The 18,429-nt window shown below is 61.0% G+C and carries 15 protein-coding genes; 8 read left to right on the top strand and 7 right to left on the bottom strand.

Translation table 11 applies throughout. The annotated features are described in order from the left end of the window. Window positions 1–69: 69 nt before the first annotated feature. The 7 genes from AKN83_RS07495 to AKN83_RS07460 form a co-directional block, all read right to left on the bottom strand. The gene (locus AKN83_RS07495; protein ID WP_157113272.1) at window positions 70–267 is read right to left on the bottom strand and encodes a hypothetical protein; all 198 of its coding nucleotides are present in this window, start codon (window positions 265–267) and stop codon (window positions 70–72) included. Between the two features lie 98 nt (window positions 268–365). Beyond that, window positions 366–926 (bottom strand): hypothetical protein, encoded by a 561-nt coding sequence (locus AKN83_RS07490; protein WP_050403765.1) that lies wholly within the window; start codon window positions 924–926, stop codon window positions 366–368. A gap of 265 nt (window positions 927–1,191) precedes the next feature. Next, complete coding sequence (locus AKN83_RS07485; RefSeq protein WP_083992033.1) at window positions 1,192–1,998, bottom strand: CarD family transcriptional regulator; 807 nt, start codon at window positions 1,996–1,998, stop codon at window positions 1,192–1,194. Between the two features lie 428 nt (window positions 1,999–2,426). Next, window positions 2,427–2,765, bottom strand: coding sequence for a ferredoxin FdxA (fdxA, locus tag AKN83_RS07480; protein ID WP_016844914.1), 339 nt, complete (start codon window positions 2,763–2,765; stop codon window positions 2,427–2,429). Window positions 2,766–2,982: 217 nt separating this feature from the next. After that, the gene (locus tag AKN83_RS07475) at window positions 2,983–3,267 is read right to left on the bottom strand and encodes an RNA-binding S4 domain-containing protein (protein WP_050403764.1); all 285 of its coding nucleotides are present in this window, start codon (window positions 3,265–3,267) and stop codon (window positions 2,983–2,985) included. A gap of 32 nt (window positions 3,268–3,299) precedes the next feature. Beyond that, the gene (locus AKN83_RS07470) at window positions 3,300–6,806 is read right to left on the bottom strand and encodes a helicase-related protein (RefSeq protein ID WP_050403763.1); all 3,507 of its coding nucleotides are present in this window, start codon (window positions 6,804–6,806) and stop codon (window positions 3,300–3,302) included. Window positions 6,807–7,444: 638 nt separating this feature from the next. After that, a complete protein-coding gene (locus tag AKN83_RS07460; RefSeq protein ID WP_050403925.1) occupies window positions 7,445–8,275 on the bottom strand; it encodes a DUF3108 domain-containing protein in 831 nt (276 codons plus the stop codon). A gap of 353 nt (window positions 8,276–8,628) precedes the next feature. Here AKN83_RS07460 and rpmB point away from each other — a divergent pair, with 353 nt between their 5' ends. From rpmB to AKN83_RS07420, 8 genes are all read left to right on the top strand, one after another. Then, window positions 8,629–8,937 carry a 50S ribosomal protein L28 gene (rpmB, locus tag AKN83_RS07455; RefSeq protein ID WP_021080171.1) on the top strand — a complete coding sequence of 103 codons (309 nt, stop codon included), beginning with the start codon at window positions 8,629–8,631 and terminating at the stop codon, window positions 8,935–8,937. A 207-nt stretch (window positions 8,938–9,144) separates the two neighbouring features. After that, window positions 9,145–10,740: an anti-phage dCTP deaminase gene (locus AKN83_RS07450; RefSeq protein ID WP_063695250.1), complete on the top strand. Its 1,596-nt coding sequence runs from the start codon at window positions 9,145–9,147 to the stop codon at window positions 10,738–10,740. Continuing rightward, a complete protein-coding gene (locus tag AKN83_RS07445; RefSeq protein WP_083991981.1) occupies window positions 10,740–12,668 on the top strand; it encodes a toll/interleukin-1 receptor domain-containing protein in 1,929 nt (642 codons plus the stop codon). Before AKN83_RS07450 ends, AKN83_RS07445 begins: the two co-directional genes overlap by 1 nt. Continuing rightward, a complete protein-coding gene (locus AKN83_RS07440) occupies window positions 12,665–14,182 on the top strand; it encodes an argonaute/piwi family protein (RefSeq protein WP_063695248.1) in 1,518 nt (505 codons plus the stop codon). The genes AKN83_RS07445 and AKN83_RS07440 overlap by 4 nt, the downstream gene beginning before the upstream one ends. Window positions 14,183–14,993: 811 nt before the next feature. Continuing rightward, window positions 14,994–15,221, top strand: a complete 228-nt coding sequence (locus AKN83_RS07435; RefSeq protein WP_050403760.1) for a hypothetical protein — start codon at window positions 14,994–14,996, stop codon at window positions 15,219–15,221. Window positions 15,222–15,596: 375 nt separating this feature from the next. Continuing rightward, the gene (locus AKN83_RS07430; protein WP_063695247.1) at window positions 15,597–16,802 is read left to right on the top strand and encodes an ABC transporter substrate-binding protein; all 1,206 of its coding nucleotides are present in this window, start codon (window positions 15,597–15,599) and stop codon (window positions 16,800–16,802) included. A 319-nt stretch (window positions 16,803–17,121) separates the two neighbouring features. Then, window positions 17,122–17,346: a helix-turn-helix domain-containing protein gene (locus AKN83_RS42030; RefSeq protein ID WP_157113270.1), complete on the top strand. Its 225-nt coding sequence runs from the start codon at window positions 17,122–17,124 to the stop codon at window positions 17,344–17,346. 107 nt (window positions 17,347–17,453) lie between these two features. Continuing rightward, a partial coding sequence (locus AKN83_RS07420; protein ID WP_063695245.1) for an ISNCY family transposase occupies window positions 17,454–18,429 on the top strand: 976 nt, incomplete at its 3' end.

Below are 18,429 nucleotides of genomic sequence, written 5' to 3'. Positions count from 1 at the left end.
CCCGTAGGCCGGATGGAGCGAAGCGCAATCCGGGGTCGGCCAGTCCGCGAATCCAGCGGCCGCCGAAGGCTACCGTCGCGCCAGGTAGACCCCCAGCAAGAAGGCAACGGCGAGTGATTGCAGCGGCGCCGCCTTGGTCGCCTCACTCAAATGATGCAGCCACCGATCCTGTTGCGGCAAGGGTTCGAATACGGCGTGCTCAGCCATCTGACGGATCGCTTCCGACGCCTGCTCTATGCGTTGTTCAGGGCTGACGGTGGATGCCATGGAGTTTTCGCTAGCCATCGGACGAACGCACCTTCTGGATCAACACCAACGCATCCTGGACGCGGACTGTTCCTCGACCTCCTCACCGAGTGATGCGCTCAGTCATCCCCGAAGAAGCTCACAAACGGACGACGGGGGGCGTCATCTTCGGACGCCATGATCGGCACGTCGCGGCGCTCTGCCTGCTCCACGAGCACCGGTGCTTCACGGCGTTGATCGCCTTGCTCGATCCGCCGCTGCTGGCGTCTCGCCTGCTCGGACGCGATACGCTTCGCCTTGCGTTCAGCATAGCGCTTGCGCTGCGCCTTCTCTTCCGTTTCGGATTTTTTCGCATCCACTGCATCTGCCTGTTTTTCGACGGGCGCTTGCACGTCTTTCACCGGCTCGGCTTGCACCTGTGGCGGCGGAGGTTGCACGGCTGCCTCTGCAGCGGCGGGCTCGCGTTGGGTGGCCGGTTGCGGTGCCGGCGCGGCTTCTGCAGTAGATGGCAGGACAACGCGTGCCGGTTCCGCAGCTGCCGTCGAAGCGACGCGCGTCTGGGCGCCGGCGGAATCCTTGAGCGCCGAGCTTGCCATCAGCAGTCCTCCACCGAACCCGGCACCGAGCATGATGAAGGTTGTTCCGACGCCCGCGAAGAAAATGACTGCCTTTGATGCCATGGTCCGCTCTCCTCCAATGCCGAGCGAACGCGCGAAAGTTACCGCCGTTCCGTTTCGGGAGAATTCGGCAATGAAGTGCGATTCGTCCGGATGGCACGCGGATGACCTGGAACCAGCCCACGCGGGCAAGGTGTCATGATCCATCGAGGGACATCAGCTCGCGGATCCCTGCCTCTTGCCACGCGCCCGGTGCGGGGCGACACGGCGCGCCAACAAAAAGCCCGGCCTTGCGACCGGGCTTTTGGTTTCAATCCGTCGAACCCTTTCAGGCGGCTTCGTCCTCAACCGAGGTGTCGTCGCCTTCGCTGTCGGCATCCTCGCCGTCGGCATCGCCCTCGCCTTCACCCTCGGCTTCCGCCTTGGCGCCGCGGCGCGGGCTCTTGGCGAGCTGGCCTTCGATCTCCTTGATCGCCTCGGTCTCGGTCGAGTGCTGCACGACGGCGATTTCGCGCGACAGACGGTCGAGCGCCGCTTCGTAGAGCTGGCGTTCAGAGTAGGACTGCTCGGGCTGCGATTCCGAACGATAGAGGTCGCGGACCACCTCGGCGATCGCGACGATGTCGCCCGAATTGATCTTCGCTTCGTATTCCTGGGCGCGGCGCGACCACATGGTGCGCTTGACGCGGGCGCGGCCCTTCAGCGTCTCCAGCGCCTTCTTGACCAGCGCTGGCTCCGACAGCTTGCGCATGCCGACATTGGCGACCTTCGCCGTCGGGACGCGCAGCGTCATCTTGTCCTTCATGAAATTGATCACGAACAGCTCGAGCTTGGCGCCCGCGATCTCCTGCTCCTCGATCGCCAGGATCTGGCCGACGCCGTGGGCGGGATAGACGACGAATTCATTGGCCTTGAAGCCCTGGCGCTGGGTCACGACCTTCTTCTCTTCCGGACGGGCCGGAGCGGCCGGCTTGGCGGCAGCCTTCGGAGCAGCGGCGGGTACGGCAGCCTTCGGGGCGGCCGGCTTCGGCGCAACAGCAGCAGCCTTGGTCACGGCGGGCTTGGGGGCGACCTTCGCAGCAGCGGGCTTCGCAGCTGCCGCTTTCGCGGCAGTCTTGGCAGTCTTTTCTGGCATCACGCTTCTTTTGTTCTTTGAGGACTTTGCAGCCGCCGCCTTCTTGGCCCCCTTCACGGGCGCCTTGGCACGGCCCTTGGTTGCGCTGCGAGCAACGACAGCGGCTTTCTTCGTCGTCTTTGAAGCACTCTTTTTACGCGTTTTCTGTGACACAGCCTGCGCGCGGAAACTGCCACGCCCCTGTTCGATGTTGCGGGAACCTCGAAGCCACAAGGTACGCATGGCAGGGGGTTCTTGGCCTGTAATGTGTCAGATATAGCACATTTTCCGCAAAAATCAATGATTTACGCCCGATTCCGGGCATAACAGGGCATCCTCAGGTCATATGTCCGTCATTAGGGTTAAATCGGCGGCCCAACGGAAGCCGCCGCGGGTCCAGTCTCGCCCCTATCAGGGTAGTCTGACAGTTGATGGCAAACGCCAACGAATCAGTCGCCGCTGCCCGGATTCGGAGAAAAATATTTCTCGAACTTGCCTTCCTTGCCTTCCCACTCCTTGGCGTCCTCGGGCGAGTCCTTCTTCTGGGTGATATTCGGCCAGCTCTTGGCGTAGTCGCGGTTGACCTCGAGCCACTTCTCCAGCCCCGGCTCGGTGTCCGGCTTGATGGCGTCAGCCGGGCATTCCGGCTCGCACACGCCGCAATCGATGCATTCGTCGGGATGGATGACCAGCATGTTCTCGCCCTCGTAGAAGCAATCGACGGGGCAGACCTCGACGCAGTCGGTGTATTTGCACTTGATGCAGGCTTCAGTGACGACGTAGGTCATCCAAAACTCCGGAACGATCTATTTTTCTGGGGTTGCGTAGCGCAGGAATACCGGGGCCGCAAGGGAAGCCGCCTCTGAAAAACGCCAGTATTCTCACGCCCCTGCCACCGGTTTTATGGGGAGCATGATCCCCGGGCAAACGCTATGCGTTTGTCGCGAGGAAAACCGGACCCACTTGTCCGGATCATGCTCAATTGAGATAGCAAGCGCTAAATAACTACTCCTTACCGGCTTGCAAATTGCCGGCCTGCAAATCCTCATATAGCACGCGCGCCGAACCGGCATCGCCGCGCCGCTCGGCGAAGCCGGTGACCTTCAGCACGCGGACGCTGTTGTCGAGCGCGACGGTGATGACGTCGCCCGCCTTCACCGCATGGCCCGGCGATTTCTCGCGCGTGCCGTTGATGCGGACATGACCTGATGCGACGAGTTCAGCCGCGCTGGTGCGGGCCTTCACCACCCGTGCGTGCCACAGCCATTTGTCGAGGCGCTGTCGATCCAATCGTCAAACCAAGAGGTGGATCAGGGGTTGGATTATTCCTTCCGGCCGGCGAGCTGCTCTTTCAGGGCAGCGAGCTTGGCGAATGGCGAGTTCGGATCGATCGGACGGTCGCGCTCGCGCGGCGCGCTCGACGCGTAGGGCCGATGCGACGGGCCGCTCTCGCGCTTGTCGCGGCCGCCCTTGCCGAAATCGCGGCCACCGCGGTCACGATCGCCGCGATCGCCCTTGCGATCGCCACCGCCGAACTTGTTGTCGCGGCGACGCTCATTGTCGCGATCGCGGCCTTTACCTTCGAAGCGCTCGCGGCGCTGGCCCCTGTCCTCGCGCGGCGCGCCATCGGCCGGCGCGGCAGCGGCCGGAGCAGAGCCGTCAGCGGGCGCGCCGGGGCGCGGTGCACGGAAATCCTGGTGGCGGCGCGGCCGGCGATGCTGCTCGCGCTTGTTGTCGCCCTCGCCGCCGCCTTCGGTGGCCTGCGCGCCCTCGGCGGGCTTGCCCTGATGACGGCCGCGGTTGCGGTCGTGGCCGCGATGATGCGGACGGCGCTCGTCGGAGCGGCCACCGGGCCGCCAGACTTCGACCATTTGCGGCTCGGCCGGCGTCTCCGCGGCGGCGGGGGCCGCCTCCGCGGGCGCGGCGTCCGCGCTCGCGGTCTCTGCAGGCGCCTCAGCGGCGTGCTGTGACGGTGTCTCAGCAGCCTCAGGCGGCGTCTCCGCCGCGGCTTCCACGGCAGGCGCGGGTTCGGCGGCAACTTCGGCAGCCGGGGCTTCGGCAACAGCGAGCTCATCGACCGGCGCGGCGCGCTCGGCGATGGCATCCTGATGGGTCTCAATCACGACAGGCGTGGCTTCGCTTGGCACCACCTCGGCAAAGCCGACATCGGGCAGCAGCGCGGCCGACGGCGCCGGATCGCCGGACACCGGCTGTTCGACCGCAGCCTCCGGCGCATCGGCCGTGACCTCGGCAGCGGCATCCACCGGCGCATCCACGGCAGCGTCGGACGTCGCCTCGGCCGGCGGCGTCTCGGCAGCGACCGTCTCGGTGGTCTCGACCGGCGCAGCCTCGACGGGCTTCGGCGGCAGGGGAGGACGGCGGTCCATGCGGTAGCCGAGCGCGCGCAGGATCGAGGCAAAATCTTCGCCCGCCGAGCCGGTCAGCGAGGTCATCGCTTGCGTCACGACAAAGCCGCGGCCATCGAACGCACCGGCGGGCTTCTCGCCCGGCGAGGTCTCGCGCCAGGCCAATGCGGGGCGGATCAGATCGGCGAGCCGCTCGAGAATGTCGACGCGCACCGCGCGCTCGCCGCACTGGCGATAGCCGAGCACGCGATAGCCATCGCGCGGCAAGGTCTTGTCGACCGGGAACGAGGTGCGACCGCTACTCGCCAGATGCTGCACGTTCGAAAGCGCGGCCATGTCGACATTGCTCTGCTTCTCGGCCCACAGCAGCGAGGCCAGCGAGCGCGCCGCGGGCTTCAAGAGCTGCGGGAAATAGATGTGGTAGGCGCCGAAGCGCACGCCGTATTTGCGCAGCGCGGCGCGCGAGGGCTGGTCGAGATCCTTCATCTCGGCCGCGATCTTGCTGCGCTCGAGCACGCCGAGCGCCTCGACGAGCTGGAAGGCGATGCCGCGGGCGATGCCCTGGATATCCTCGGCCTTGGACAATTCGAACAGCGGCCCGAGCAGCTTTTCGATATGCGTCTTGAGCCAGAGATCGAGCCGGGTCTGCACGGCTTCGCGGGAGGCGCCGGTCAGCCGCTCGTCGGAGATGATGCGCAGCCGCGGATGCAATGCGTCGTCGGCGGCCACCAGCTTGGCGACCGCATCGCCGGTCCAGCGGATGGTGCCGTCGGAAGTCAGCACGAACTGCTCGTCGGGGGCGGCGCCCAGTTTCTCGGCACGGGTATCGATCTCGCGCGCCAGCACCTGCTGGGCAGCGGCTTGCAGCGCCTTGGCGTCGCTGCCGGCCTCGGCCGCATCGGGTGCGAAGGTGAAACCATCGAGCCGGCCGATCACGTGGCCTTCCACGATCACTTCACCGGTCTTGCCAATTTCCGTATTCAAAACTGAGTTCTCCCGCAGGCGGCGCATCAATACACTGGTCCGCCTGTCAACGAAACGCTCCGTGAGCCGTTCATGCAGCGCATCGGATAATTTATTTTCGAGATCGCGCGTGATCCCCTGCCAGTGGTCCGGGTCGTAAAGCCAGTCCGGCCGGTTGGCAACGAAGGTCCAGGTCCGAATCTGCGCGATCCGGCCCGATAGCGTGTCGATATCGCCGTCGGTCCGGTTGGCTTGGTCGACCTGGGCGGCAAACCATGCGTCGGGGATACGCCCCTTTTGCATCAGGAAGCCATACAGCGTGGTCACGAGTTCGGCATGGGCGGCCGGCGACAGCTTTCGGTAGTCCGGAACCTGGCAGGCCTCCCACAGCCGCTCCACCGCCTTGGCCCCATGCGCCCATTCGCGCACCTCGGCGTCGCGTGCGACATGTTCGAGCACCCGCAGATCCTCGGCCACCGGGGCCCGCGTCAGTGCCTCATGATTGGGCGTCAGCGCCAGCGACACCTGCAACGCGCCGAGCGAGGAGAAGTCCAGCCTGGCATTGCGCCATTGCAGCATCTTGACGCTGTCGAAGGTGTGGTTCTGCAGCGCATTGACGAGCTCCGGCTCGAACGGTGCGCAGCGTCCCGTCGTACCAAAGGTGCCGTTGCGCGTGGCGCGCCCGGCGCGGCCTGCGATCTGCGCGAACTCGGCCGGCGTCAGCCGGCGGAACTGGTAGCCGTCATATTTGCGGTCGGAGGCAAAGGCGACATGATCGACATCGAGATTGAGCCCCATCCCGACCGCATCGGTGGCGACGAGGTAATCGACATCGCCGTTCTGAAACATCGCGACCTGCGCATTGCGCGTACGGGGCGAGAGCGAGCCCAGCACCACGGCCGCGCCGCCATGCTGGCGGCGGATCAGTTCGGCGATCGCATAGACCTCATCGGCCGAGAACGCGACGATTGCTGTTCTGCGCGGCTGCCGCGTGATCTTGCGGTCGCCGGCGAATTCGAGCTGCGACAGCCTCGGCCGCGTGACGATCGAGGCGCCCGGCAGCAGCCGTTCGATCATCGGCCGCATCGTCGCAGCGCCCAGCAGCAGCGTCTCGTCGCGGCCGCGGCGGTTGAGGATGCGATCGGTGAAGACATGCCCGCGCTCGAGATCGGCGGCGATCTGGATCTCGTCGACCGCGAGAAACGACACGTCGAGATCGCGCGGCATCGCCTCCACGGTCGAGACCCAGAAGCGCGGCGCCTTCGGCTTGATCTTCTCCTCGCCGGTGATCAGCGCGACGTTGTCGACGCCGGCGCGGTCGGCGATCTTGTTGTAGACCTCGCGCGCCAAGAGCCGCAGCGGCAGGCCAATGAGCCCCGACGAATGCGCAAGCATGCGCTCGATCGCAAGATGCGTCTTGCCGGTGTTGGTCGGCCCCAGCACCGCAGTGACGCCTGCGCCGGGCACGCGGTCATTTCCGAACGAAGTTGAGAAAACCATTTTTTGCAGGTGTTTCTTGTTACGGCGTGTCGCGCGGATGCGCGCCTAGAAAGTCACCTCGCCCCGCGCGCGGGGAGAGGTCGCCGCGCGTTTGCGCGGCGGGTGAGGGGGACCATCCGCGAGCAGCTCTCGTGGCGAGAGCCCCTCACCCCAGCCCTCTCCCCGCAAGAGCGGGGCGAGGGAGAAGAATGCAGCGCACACGTCCAATATCGTCACTCCGGCGCGATCCACCAACTTCATCGGATTCACGCATCCTTTCGCAAAATCTGTCTCACAATGCGACGCTTTCCGGGCCGCCCTTAAGCTTCGGAACGAGTCTAGAACGAATCGCGGCCGAATCGCTGACTCCATTCCAGGCTCGAAACGTTCACCGCAACATCTCGGGTAGGCCGACGGCGGCGGCACTAGATCAAGTTTGACAGGGCTCCACAAGCAGGGGATATGCGGACTGAATTCCTTAAATTCCAAGGGTGGCCGAGTCGAATCAGAACCGGGCAAGAGTCAACTGGATTCCATGACGTTTGTTGCATGCCCGAAGTCGCTCAATACCCGTCATTCCGGGGCGCGCGCAGCGCGAACCCGGAATCTCGAGATTCCGGGTTCGATGCTTCCGCATCGCCCCGGAATGACGGCGTGAGCTACTGCGTCTTCGCCACGCGCGGCGGCGCGGCTGTGGTGACGAACGAGGTGGCCTCCAGCATGGCCTGGCCGAGCGGGGTCGGGATCGTCATGCGGAACGGCACCAAGAGGCGGGTGCCGGCGATCGGCACGAAGGCGATTTCGATGTTGCGCTGGGCGGCGAGGTATTTGATCACGGGGCGATCCGGGATGTAGCCCGAGATCGGCACGAAATAGAGCGCGCAGACCAGCGCCGGGCCGTGATAGCCGCGCTCGGCCTTGACGATCTCGACCCGCTTGAAATCGAGCTTGAGGTCGTAGCGCATGCGGCCGTCGAAGATGCCGGCACTGGTGCGGCAGACATCGGGACTCATCAATTCGGCATTGCCGGGCGCGCGCAGGAACGAGCCGGTCATCGGATCGAACACGTTCTTCTTCTGCGCATCGGTCACCGGCAGGCGGTCGGCATCGACCGGCGGCTCCGGCTCGATCGCGGAGTCCTTGATGCCGCCATTGGCAAGCACCATCCGGATCGTCTCCGACTTCTTCGAGGTGGTGGTGGTCGCGGTGTAGGCGGCGGCGACCAGCGCGCCGTTGACGACGCGGCCCTGCGAGGCGCCTGAGCCGGTGCCGCCGGAAAACGCCTTCAAGAGGCCCGCGGTGCCGCCCTGGGCTGCGGCCGAGAAGCTGTCGTCGCCGATTTCGATGGTCCAGGAGCCCTTGCCGACCGGGATACCGGCGAGCGTCGCCTCATACTGGGCGTCGAGCCGCCCCTGCGCGCTGGCGCGCTCGGCGCAGAACAGCAAAACAACACCGGCGCACAGGCCGAGGAGCCGGCCGAGCGGGGGCAAAAGGGCAATGGCGGTGGTCACTTAACCTACCTGACGGTCCTGCTATCGGCGCTCTGTTCGCTGTCCATCTGGTCGTTCAATTCGGCCGGACAACGGGCGCGTCTCTTATGGAACCAAGACTTGCAGCCGAATACGCCCTTTATATGGTTGCCATATCCGCGGTTAAGTGGCTGGTAGCGCTTATGAACCGCCATTTCCCGGTACGGTTATGCGGCGATATAATCTTGACGCTTGGGTATTCTGCCCCTATACACCCGCGGTTCCTGGAAAATGGACGCGAATTCAAAACCCCCGCGCGGGCCGTGCGAATGCACGCCTGAGACGAGGCGGGGATGAAATAAGGATTTTGTAAGATGTCCCGGCGCTGCGAACTGACGGCCAAGGGCCCCCAGACGGGCCACAAGGTGAGCCACTCCAACATCAAGACCAAGCGGCGCTTCCTGCCGAACCTGGCCAACGTGACCTTCATCTCGGACGCGCTCGGCCGCAACGTGCGCCTGCGCGTCTCGACCAACGCGCTGAAGAGCGTCGACCACAATGGCGGCCTCGACGCCTATCTGCTCAAGGCCAAGGCCGACGTGCTCTCGCCCCGCGCCCTCGACCTGAAGCGCGCGATCGAGAAGAAGGTCGGCAAGCCGGCCCCGGTGAAGAAGGCGAGCTGAGCGAGACTGCGCAAGCGGAATTCGCGGGAAGAGTTTTGAACGGCCGGGTCGATGACCCGGCCGTTTTTGTTTTGACTAATCGTTTAGGTGCTGAACGAGCAGCGCGAAGACAACCCAAACGTATAAAGGGACTTCCTAGACAATCAAAGGTAACATCGCAGCACAGATTCGAGACTCGTTTAATTTCAGGACATTGGATCATAAAATATGGCCAACAAGCCAGTTGCGGTCGCATCACTTAGCTCAGAAAATCGAAAGACTGCGAAAGCACACATCGAAGAGAATGCAACCAACGAAGTCGTCTTCGCAGTTGTTGGCTACGTTGGCTCCGGAACAAGCGAGATTGCTACAACGCTCAGAGGGCTACTTGAGAGCGACGCTTTGCCAGGCGGCAAGTTTGACGTCGAGGTACTCAAAGCGAGAAAGATGATCGAAGAATGGGCGAGAAAGACTGATCACCCACTTCCAACGACACCAGCGAATGACCTAAAGACGACCGTAGCATATCAAGATCTAGGAGATCAGATGCGGTCTTCTGGAGATCACGCGATCGTCGCACGGAGCCTTATCGAAGCAATTCGCCTAACTCGCGCATCTCGCTTGGGCATCAAGAGTCCCGGCGAAGATCCGGTTCGCCCTGATGGCACTCGACGAGCTTACGTCCTCGATTCAATAAGGCACCCTGCGGAAGTGGAGCTACTTCGCAAAGTCTACCAAGATGCGTTTGTCCTGGTTGGCGTGGTTTGTGAAGCAAACGTGAGACAGAACCGTATTGTAAAAAAATATCGAAATGCTGGCATGGAGGACGCCGCAGCCTTTATGGCTAGAGACGCTCGCGCAGCGGAAAAACATGGTCAACGCGTTTCCGACGCGTTCCATATGGCAGACTTCTTCGTGGATAATACGATCGACCAATTCGAGGACGGCGAACCAAATCCCGATTGGGACATCAATGACTCCCTATCGCGCCTAATTAAAATCATGACCGCCGCCGAGGTTGTCCGCCCCACTGTTTCAGAGACAGCCATGCATGACGCTTACGGCGCCGCAATGCAGAGTTCCTGCCTATCGAGGCAAGTTGGAGCAGCGCTTCTCGACAAGTCGGGCAACGTGATCGCGACAGGCACAAATGAAGTCCCTCGTCCCGGTGGCGGCGTTTATGGCGAATCATTCCTGCACGAGACCGAAGATCATCGATGTGTATTCCAGAAGCTGGGAAAGTTCTGCAGCAACACGCGAGAGCAAAATAAGATTATCGATGACCTCATCGACGACATTCCAGAATTGAAGAGCCTGGATGCGATACGCAGAGCTCGGTTGAAACTCGAACTACGCGCGAGCCGGGTTGGCGACCTTCTAGAATTTAGCCGAGCCGTCCATGCCGAGATGGATGCGGTTTTCACCGCCGCGCGAAAGGGCACCACGACGGTCGGGACTCGCCTTTTTGTCACTACGTTCCCGTGTCACTATTGCGCGCGAGGAATCGTCGCGGCCGGCATAGACGAGGTCCAGTACATCGAGCCATACCCAAAAAGCCAGGCGCTAGCCCTCCACGCCGATGCAATCACTGTAAACGCGAAGGGCTGGATAGAACCTAGCCGCGGTGGCAATCACAAGGTTCTGTTCCGAGCATTCACTGGAGTTGCTCCGCGCCTATACAAAAGAGCTTTCCTTAAAGACCGCGATCTTAAAGACCCAACCTCAGGCGACTTTAAGATCGGCAGCCCCGATTGGGGATCTCCTTGGCACCTGCACCGTGTTAGCTATGTGGAACTAGAAGCGGCGTTAGCAAAAGCGAAGTAATGCCAGATCAAAAGCCTCCCAAAGCGAACTTCTTGCGTCTGGTGACACCGACTTCTCCACGCAACGAACTGACACGCGATAGCTTTGCTCGACACGGGTGGCAGAATTCGCTCTTCGCTAGCGAAAACACATCACTTGCAATCTTTATAGGTGTTGACCAAACAACCGAGGCGGATTTTGCAACTGCTATCTCCAGCTCGCGTCCGAGAGCCGTCATTGACATTCGGAAAGTTCCTAGGTTTGACCTCGGCTCCTTGAATCGTCGAAGAGTGTTCGCCCTTTTCACTTCAAGCGGCACGCAGTACTTCGACGTTTCTGGCAAAATGAGCCAGCAAGCGCCTCGAGAAATGGCCGATAGAATCCTGAGCTCGCGAGGTGACGCCCCTATTGAGGGCCCCTTAGCTTTCCTAGTTGATAGCGATCAATTGGCGGAGGATTACATCTCGTCTCTACTCGAAGCCTTGCCCGGATTGACTCAGCCATGGGACGTGCTTCGCGTTCCCACTATCGAGTCGCCGCCTCAGCTAGAGAGACGCGTAATATTCATCAGTCATGCGAACCCGCAGGATAATGCCTTTGCGACGTGGCTTTCACAGCAGCTATCTCTGCTCGGATACGATGTGTGGGCTGACATATCCAACTTAGACGGAGGTGAGCTCTTCTGGGATGACATCGAGCGAACAATTAGGAGCGAGGCCGCAAAGGTCATCGTCGTCCTTTCAAAGTCCGCGCAGCATAAGCCTGGTGTGTTGGACGAAATTGACCTAGCAGTGCGTATCGAACGCGCGAATTCATTCCGTCGTTTCGTTCTCCCGGTCAGGCTCGATGACTTACCATTTTCCGAGGTACGGGCGAATCTTGGGCGCAAAAACATTGTGGACTTTAGCGCTAACTGGGCGACTGGGCTGCAAGCGATCGCCTCTGTTTTGGAGAAGGATCGGGTACCGCGAGCCGAAGGGCCGAAGGTCTCCGCGATCAATCGATGGATCAGATCTCAGCTGGGAAATACAGGCCGCTTGGTCGCAACACCTGAGCGAGTCATAAGTAACTGGCTGCCAATCACGCAACTACCCAGCCACGTCAGGCTTTTCTCGATAAGCCTCCCGCTTGAAAAAATCCAAGGAGCCGTGGCAAATCTCAGAGTCCCAAGCTTCAGGTATCACAGACTAGTTGGATCCTTCTCTGAAGCACCTGAGATTCATCGCTCCATCTCTAGCGAGATCTCGTTTAAAGAAGAATACGCAATACCAATCGAGGAGTTTCTGCGAGGCAAGACGGCAGACTTACCCGGTATGCGCGGGGTCGAAGCTCGCAAGATCGTTTCCAGCTTGCTTCGACAGACGTGGGACTTTGCGATGATGGATCAAGGTCTCATTGCCTTCGCGACGGCCGCTGGGGGCAATGCGTGGTACATGCCAGCGCACTTTCTTGAGCAAAACAAAGTTCAGTACATTGATGAGGCGGGAAAACGACGTAGGAAGTCGCTGGTTGGCTGGAGCGAACGAAGAAAGGTGTTCTGGCATTTTGCCGTTGAAAGCCGTCCTTCGGTCGGAATCGCTCAGCATTTCGTATTGCGACCACACGTCATTTTTACAGCTGACGGCAGAACACCCGTTGCAAGCAAAGAACGAATGCACCTGCTTCGGCGACGCTTTTGCAAGAGTTGGTGGAACGATCGCTGGCGAGATTTGCTCATCGCGTTTGTTTCATGGCTCAATACGAGCATGAATGAGAAACTACCTATAGACGGACAGCACGGCATTTTGATTGCACCTACACTCATGTCGCTAGAGTCGCCCGCATCGTTGTCCGCGCCTTCTGGAGCAGATGACATAACGGAGAAGGATGAGCTTGATAGCGATGAGCTAGACGACATCGATGATATGCAGGAGGCATGGGTCGACGAGACCGAGGATGATGGACCATGACAATCGGCGAGCGAAGCATAACTATTCTACCAGAGCCGATGCTCGAGTTCGGATATCAACAGCAGATTGAGGATCCCAGAAATGGGCTATTTCTGTTTGGGCCGATCGCAGATCGCAAGCCTCCAGCGATTCGCCTTGGTGCGATCGGAACCCCGAGTGGATTATCCATCCTCCGAGATTGGCTCGATAGCGCGAACCGATTTATACCGGCGATCACAGAAGGCTCCGCTCATCAGTTTGCTTTTCCTGGCTTCGAGGCAGCGTTCCGCACGCGTTGGTCGAACAAGCCAGCGGTAGAAATTGCAGTCTCTTCTGCAGACGTCGCAAATACAATTCGGAAATCGGATCGATATCAAGCAATCTACGAGACCGTTTCACTGTTCGAGCGACCGATAAAAAGGCATCTCCGTGAAGACGACTCTCAAGTAGACATCTGGTTTGTAGTCGTACCGGACGAAGTTTGGCGGCTGGGTCGACCTTTGTCCCGCGTGTCGCGATCAGAAGCAATCTACTCCCGTCCTTCCCTTGGCCCCCGCGTCGCCCGCAGATTGTTTCGAGAGCCATCACTGTTTTCCGAAGAAATGGATGCAGCCGAGGTCTATCGATATGAGTTGAACTTCCATCATCAACTAAAGGCGCGGCTCGTGCGATCCCGCGCAGTCATCCAAGTTGTTAGAGAAAGCACGCTCTCCGGTGGATCTTCAAATGAGGATCTGCATCGACGAAGACTTCAAGACCCCGCAACCGTGGCATGGAATCTGGGAACAACTACTTTCTTTAAGAGTGGCGGACGCCCCTGGAAACTTGCCAACGTTAGGGATGGCGTTTGCTATATTGGCCTAGTCTTCAAGATGAACACGGCCGATCCCACAAAAGGCAATGCCTGTTGCGGTGCTCAGATGTTTCTCGATTCTGGCGATGGCTTAGTTTTCAAAGGCGCTATGGGGCCTTGGTATTCGAGTCAAACAAGAGAGTTTCATCTCCCGCGCGACGAAGCGAAGAACTTGATAAGTCGCTTGTTCGATTCATACGTGCAAGAACACAAGCGCGAACCGCGAGAGCTTTTTATTCACGGCAAGACTCGATTTAGCAATGAGGAATGGGACGGCTTTAGATCCGGCGTACCTAGCCACGTAAACTTGGTGGGGGTTCGAATCATTCGTTCGAACGAAATGAAGCTATTTGGGCCTGGAAGCCTGCCTGTCATTAGAGGCAGCTGTTATCGCCTTTCAAGGAATCGAGCTCTGCTCTGGACTACCGGATATATTCCTCAACTCGATACTTATCCCGGGCGTGAGGTTCCCAACCCGCTATTGGTCGAGGTGTGCAGAGGTGAAGCGGACCTGGACGAGGTACTCAAAGATGTCCTCGGACTCACTAAAGTGAACTTTAACTCCTGCCTCTTTGCCGACGGCCTCCCCGTCACGCTCAGGTTTGCCGACGCAGTCGGCGAGGTCTTGACAGCTGCGCCAATGAACCAAGAGGCGCCACTCCCGTTTCGCTATTACATCTGAACCGATCTCGCCGTGACCGCGACTTGCTGGTCGAATTATCAATCTTTTTCAACGTGAAGCACTCTGTCCAGTCCTCGCAGAGAAAATATTCCTCTTTCCTGAGTGCCACCCCCGAGTACAAGCGGCGCGTCCGCCTCCTTTGAGAGGTGCGCGACACGAGCGCGCCTACATCGCGGATGGCGAAAGCGGGCGGTCCTGACGCCCTCTTGGCGGGTGTCCTCGCGCGGGGCGCGCAAGCGTCTGCGAAGTCGGTGACGGCAAGCCCAGTCTCGCCGAGGAGAACAGTGAGTGGATTCTTCTTTGCCCGATTGCGTGTGAAGTAAAATCATCCATCACGTCGCATGAAGAGAGATGGATTGCTTCGTCGCTTCCTTCCTCGCAATGACGGCTTCGTTTAGGCTGCAGCAAGTCCGCTAACAGATCCCGCCAATGACAGCGGTGTCATCGCTCGCCACGGCGCGAATCTCTGCCGATGCGCGGCGCGTGCGTGAAGAAACGCTTAACGCACGCACCTTAACCAACCAAGAAAGCCTATAAATAAAGGCAAAAACGGCTTCTCGCCTGCCCGTTAATCACAACATCACTGCGCATCATCACGAGCGCATGAGGCGCATGCAAAACGCCACGATCTCATCCAACTCATGGTGTGCAAACAAGCCGTCCGACACGATTGCGATTCGCGGCTCGAACACCGTGACGGACGTCACGGCCGGTACAACTGATTGTGAGGCATGTGCGCCGCACTCTTGGGAAGAAGCCTGGCCGTTCCTACATCACGTCCAAAGAACGACCCCGATAAAGGAATTGATTGATGCAAGTTCGCGCAGCCGATACGCGCGGAAGACTGGTGCCTGCGATTGCAACCGCCGCGGTGGCGGTGCTTGCCACGGCAGTCCTCGTCATCCTCGAATTCACCCCGCCCCGCGATGTGCAGGCCGCGGCCGAGCCCGGCATGATCACCTCCGCCGCCGCCAGCAGAGCCGGCGCCACCGTGCTGCCGACCGATCCGGTCACGACCGGCAGCGTGCGGTATCGCTGAGTTAAGAGTTCTCCCTCGCCCCGCCCTTGCGGGGAGAGGGTCGGGGTGAGGGGCATCTCTCCACGCGTTAGGTCGCCGTTAGACCTGTACCCCCTCACCCGGATCGCATTGCGCTACGCTCCATGCGATCCGACCTCTCCCCGCAAGCGGGGCGAGGTAAGGAACGCCCCCCACGCGGGGAGAGATTTTGACAATCATTCCACATCGCGGCAGGCCGCCGCACACTCGCTGATTTTGCCAGCCTGATATTACCCCCACCATCGGCCCCGCCGCATTTTCGCATCCCTGCCCCGGCGCCTCGTCGCAAGCCTGTCTCCCTCGACCTCACGTAAGCTCGCCCTCGCGACCAACAAAAAACGCACAGGGAGGCTCACGATGATCTGGAAGGCCATCACGGCAGCGCTCGCGCTGGCGCTCGCATCACAAGTGCACGCCGCCGAGAAGAAATACGGCGCTGGTACCAGCGATACCGAGATCAAGCTCGGACAGACCTCGCCCTTCTCGGGCGCGGCGTCGGCCTACAGCGTGATCGCGAAGACGCAGGCCGCCTACTTCAAGATGATCAACGACCAGGGCGGCGTGAACGGGCGCAGGATCAACCTGATCACGCTCGACGACGGCTACTCGCCGCCGAAGACGGTGGAGCAGACCCGCAAGCTGGTCGAGCAGGAAGAGGTCGCCGCGATCCTCAATCCGCTGGGCACGCCGACCGGGCTTGCCGTGCGCAAATATCTCAACGACAAGAAGGTGCCGCAGCTGTTCGTCGGCGCCGGCGCCACGCTGTGGGGCGACTATGCGCATTATCCGTGGTCGATCGGCTTCCAGCCGTCGTACCAGGCCGAGACCGCGGTCTACGCCAAATATGTGCTGACCCAAAAGCCCGACGCGAAGATTGCGCTGTTCTACCAGAACGACGACGCCGGCAAGGATTACGGCAACGGCTTCAAGAAGGGCCTCGGGCCGGACAACACCGCCAAAATGGTGGTGGCGGAGACGACCTATGAATCGACGGATCCGACGGTCGACAGCCAGATCGTGAAGCTGAAGGCCTCCGGCGCCAACGTGCTGTTCATGCACGCGATCCCCAAGCAGGCAGCGCAGGCGATCAAGAAGATCGGCGAGATCGGCTGGAAGCCCGACCTGTTCTTCCTCGCGGCGACCTCGACCTCGGTGTCCTCGGTGCTGAAGCCGGCCGGCTTCGAGTACTCCAAGGACATCATCTCGTCCTATTCGCTGAAGGATCCGAACGATCCGCAATGGAAGGCGGATCCGGACGTGATCGCCTGGCAGGACTTCATGAAGAAGTATTTCCCGGACGGCAATCTGCAGGACCAGCTGATCGTCTACGGCTATGTGGTGGCGGAGGCGACGGTGCAGGTCTTGAAGCAATGCGGCGACGACCTCACCCATGAGAACATCATGAAGCAGGCCGCCAACCTCGACGTCGCGCTGCCGATGCTGCTGCCCGGCATCAAGGTGAAGACCTCGCCGACCGACTATTTCCCGGTGGAGGCGATGCGGCTGCAGAAGTTCAACGGCGAGACCTGGCAGCTGTTCGGCGACACGATCGGGAATGATTGAGGGGCGTTGTTGAACGCAACTCCATCCCCACCGTCGTCCCGGCCTGGCGTGCAATTGCGCATGGGGGCCAGGACGACGAGGAGGTTGGACTGCCTTGGTCAACAGCCGCCGGCACGACGTGGAAACGTCGGTCACAGACGTGCGTACATGCCCCGTGGAGCGAGCGAGCGCCTGCCTGATTTCGGAATATTGGAAATGTACCCCTGAGTTGCCCGACGCGTCAAGGCCCTGGTCGAACGTGTCAGTAGCGCGTGATCTGTCGCCTGTTTGTAGCTCGTGAAGTGTCGTGTTTTTGGTGCCCCGGAACCAAGGGGGCGCGATGGGCACGGCATCCATTCACGAGGGTGTACGACGGATGCGGTTTTCAGATTTGCTGGAGCGGACGGAGGCCAAGGAGCTGACGCAGGAGGCGGCGTCGGAGGTTCTGGGGATCAGCGTAAGGACGTTTCAGCGCTGGGCGGAACGCTTTGAGGCGGAGGGCGATGCCGGGCTTGTCGACCGGCGTATGGGTCGGCGATCGCCGAGGCGGGCGCAGTGTCAGTAGCGCGTGATCTGTCGCCTGTTTGTAGCTCGTGAAGTGTCGTGTTTTTGGTGCCCCGGAACCAAGGGGGCGCGATGGGCACGGCATCCATTCACGAGGGTGTACGACGGATGCGGTTTTCAGATTTGCTGGAGCGGACGGAGGCCAAGGAGCTGACGCAGGAGGCGGCGTCGGAGGTTCTGGGGATCAGCGTAAGGACGTTTCAGCGCTGGGCGGAACGCTTTGAGGCGGAGGGCGATGCCGGGCTTGTCGACCGGCGTATGGGTCGGCGATCGCCGAGGCGGGCGCCGGAGGAAGAACTCGAGCGGATGCTGGGGCTGTTCCGGGACAAGTACGCGGATTTCACGGTGAAGCATTTCCACGAGCAGCTGCAAAAGCGGCATGACTATAGGCTGGGCTATACGGTGACCAAGCTGGCCTTGCACGCGGCGGGCTTGGTGCGGAAGGCGCCGAAGCGTTCGGCGCACCGCAAGAAGCGCCCACGCCGGCCGCTTCGGGGCATGCTGCTGCACCAGGACGGATCGCGCCACGTTTGGATCGAAGGCCTGCCCGCGAGCGACCTGATCGTCACGATGGACGATGCGACCAGCGAGATCTACTCGATGGTCCTGGTCGAGGAAGAAGGAACGGTCTCGACCTTCCAGGCCTTGCGCGAAGTGATTGGCGAGCATGGCCTRTTCTGCGCGCTCTATACCGACCGCGGCAGCCATTATTTCCTGACCGCAAAAGCCGGCGAGAAGGTMTCGARGACGCAACAAACCCAGGTGGGACGGGCTTTGTCGCATCTTGGGATCGAGCATATCGCAGCCTATTCGCCGCAGGCGCGCGGGCGCTCCGAGCGGCTGTTCGGCACGTTGCAGGACCGGCTGCCGAAGGAGCTGCGGCTCGCCGGGATCAAGACGGTCGAAGCTGCCAACGCCTGGCTGAAGGCGCATTACATCGCCAGCCACAACGCCGCGTTTGCGATCAAGCCCGAACAGGAAGGCAGCGCATTCGTGGCCGACCGGCATGAGGCCTGGCGCGAGGCGCTGTGCGTGATCGAGGAGCGAACCGTCGCCAACGACAATACGTCGCCAACGACAATAC

The organism is Bradyrhizobium embrapense (assembly GCF_001189235.2).
Classification (GTDB): domain Bacteria; phylum Pseudomonadota; class Alphaproteobacteria; order Rhizobiales; family Xanthobacteraceae; genus Bradyrhizobium; species Bradyrhizobium embrapense.
This window is presented reverse-complemented; position numbering and strand designations above follow the sequence as displayed.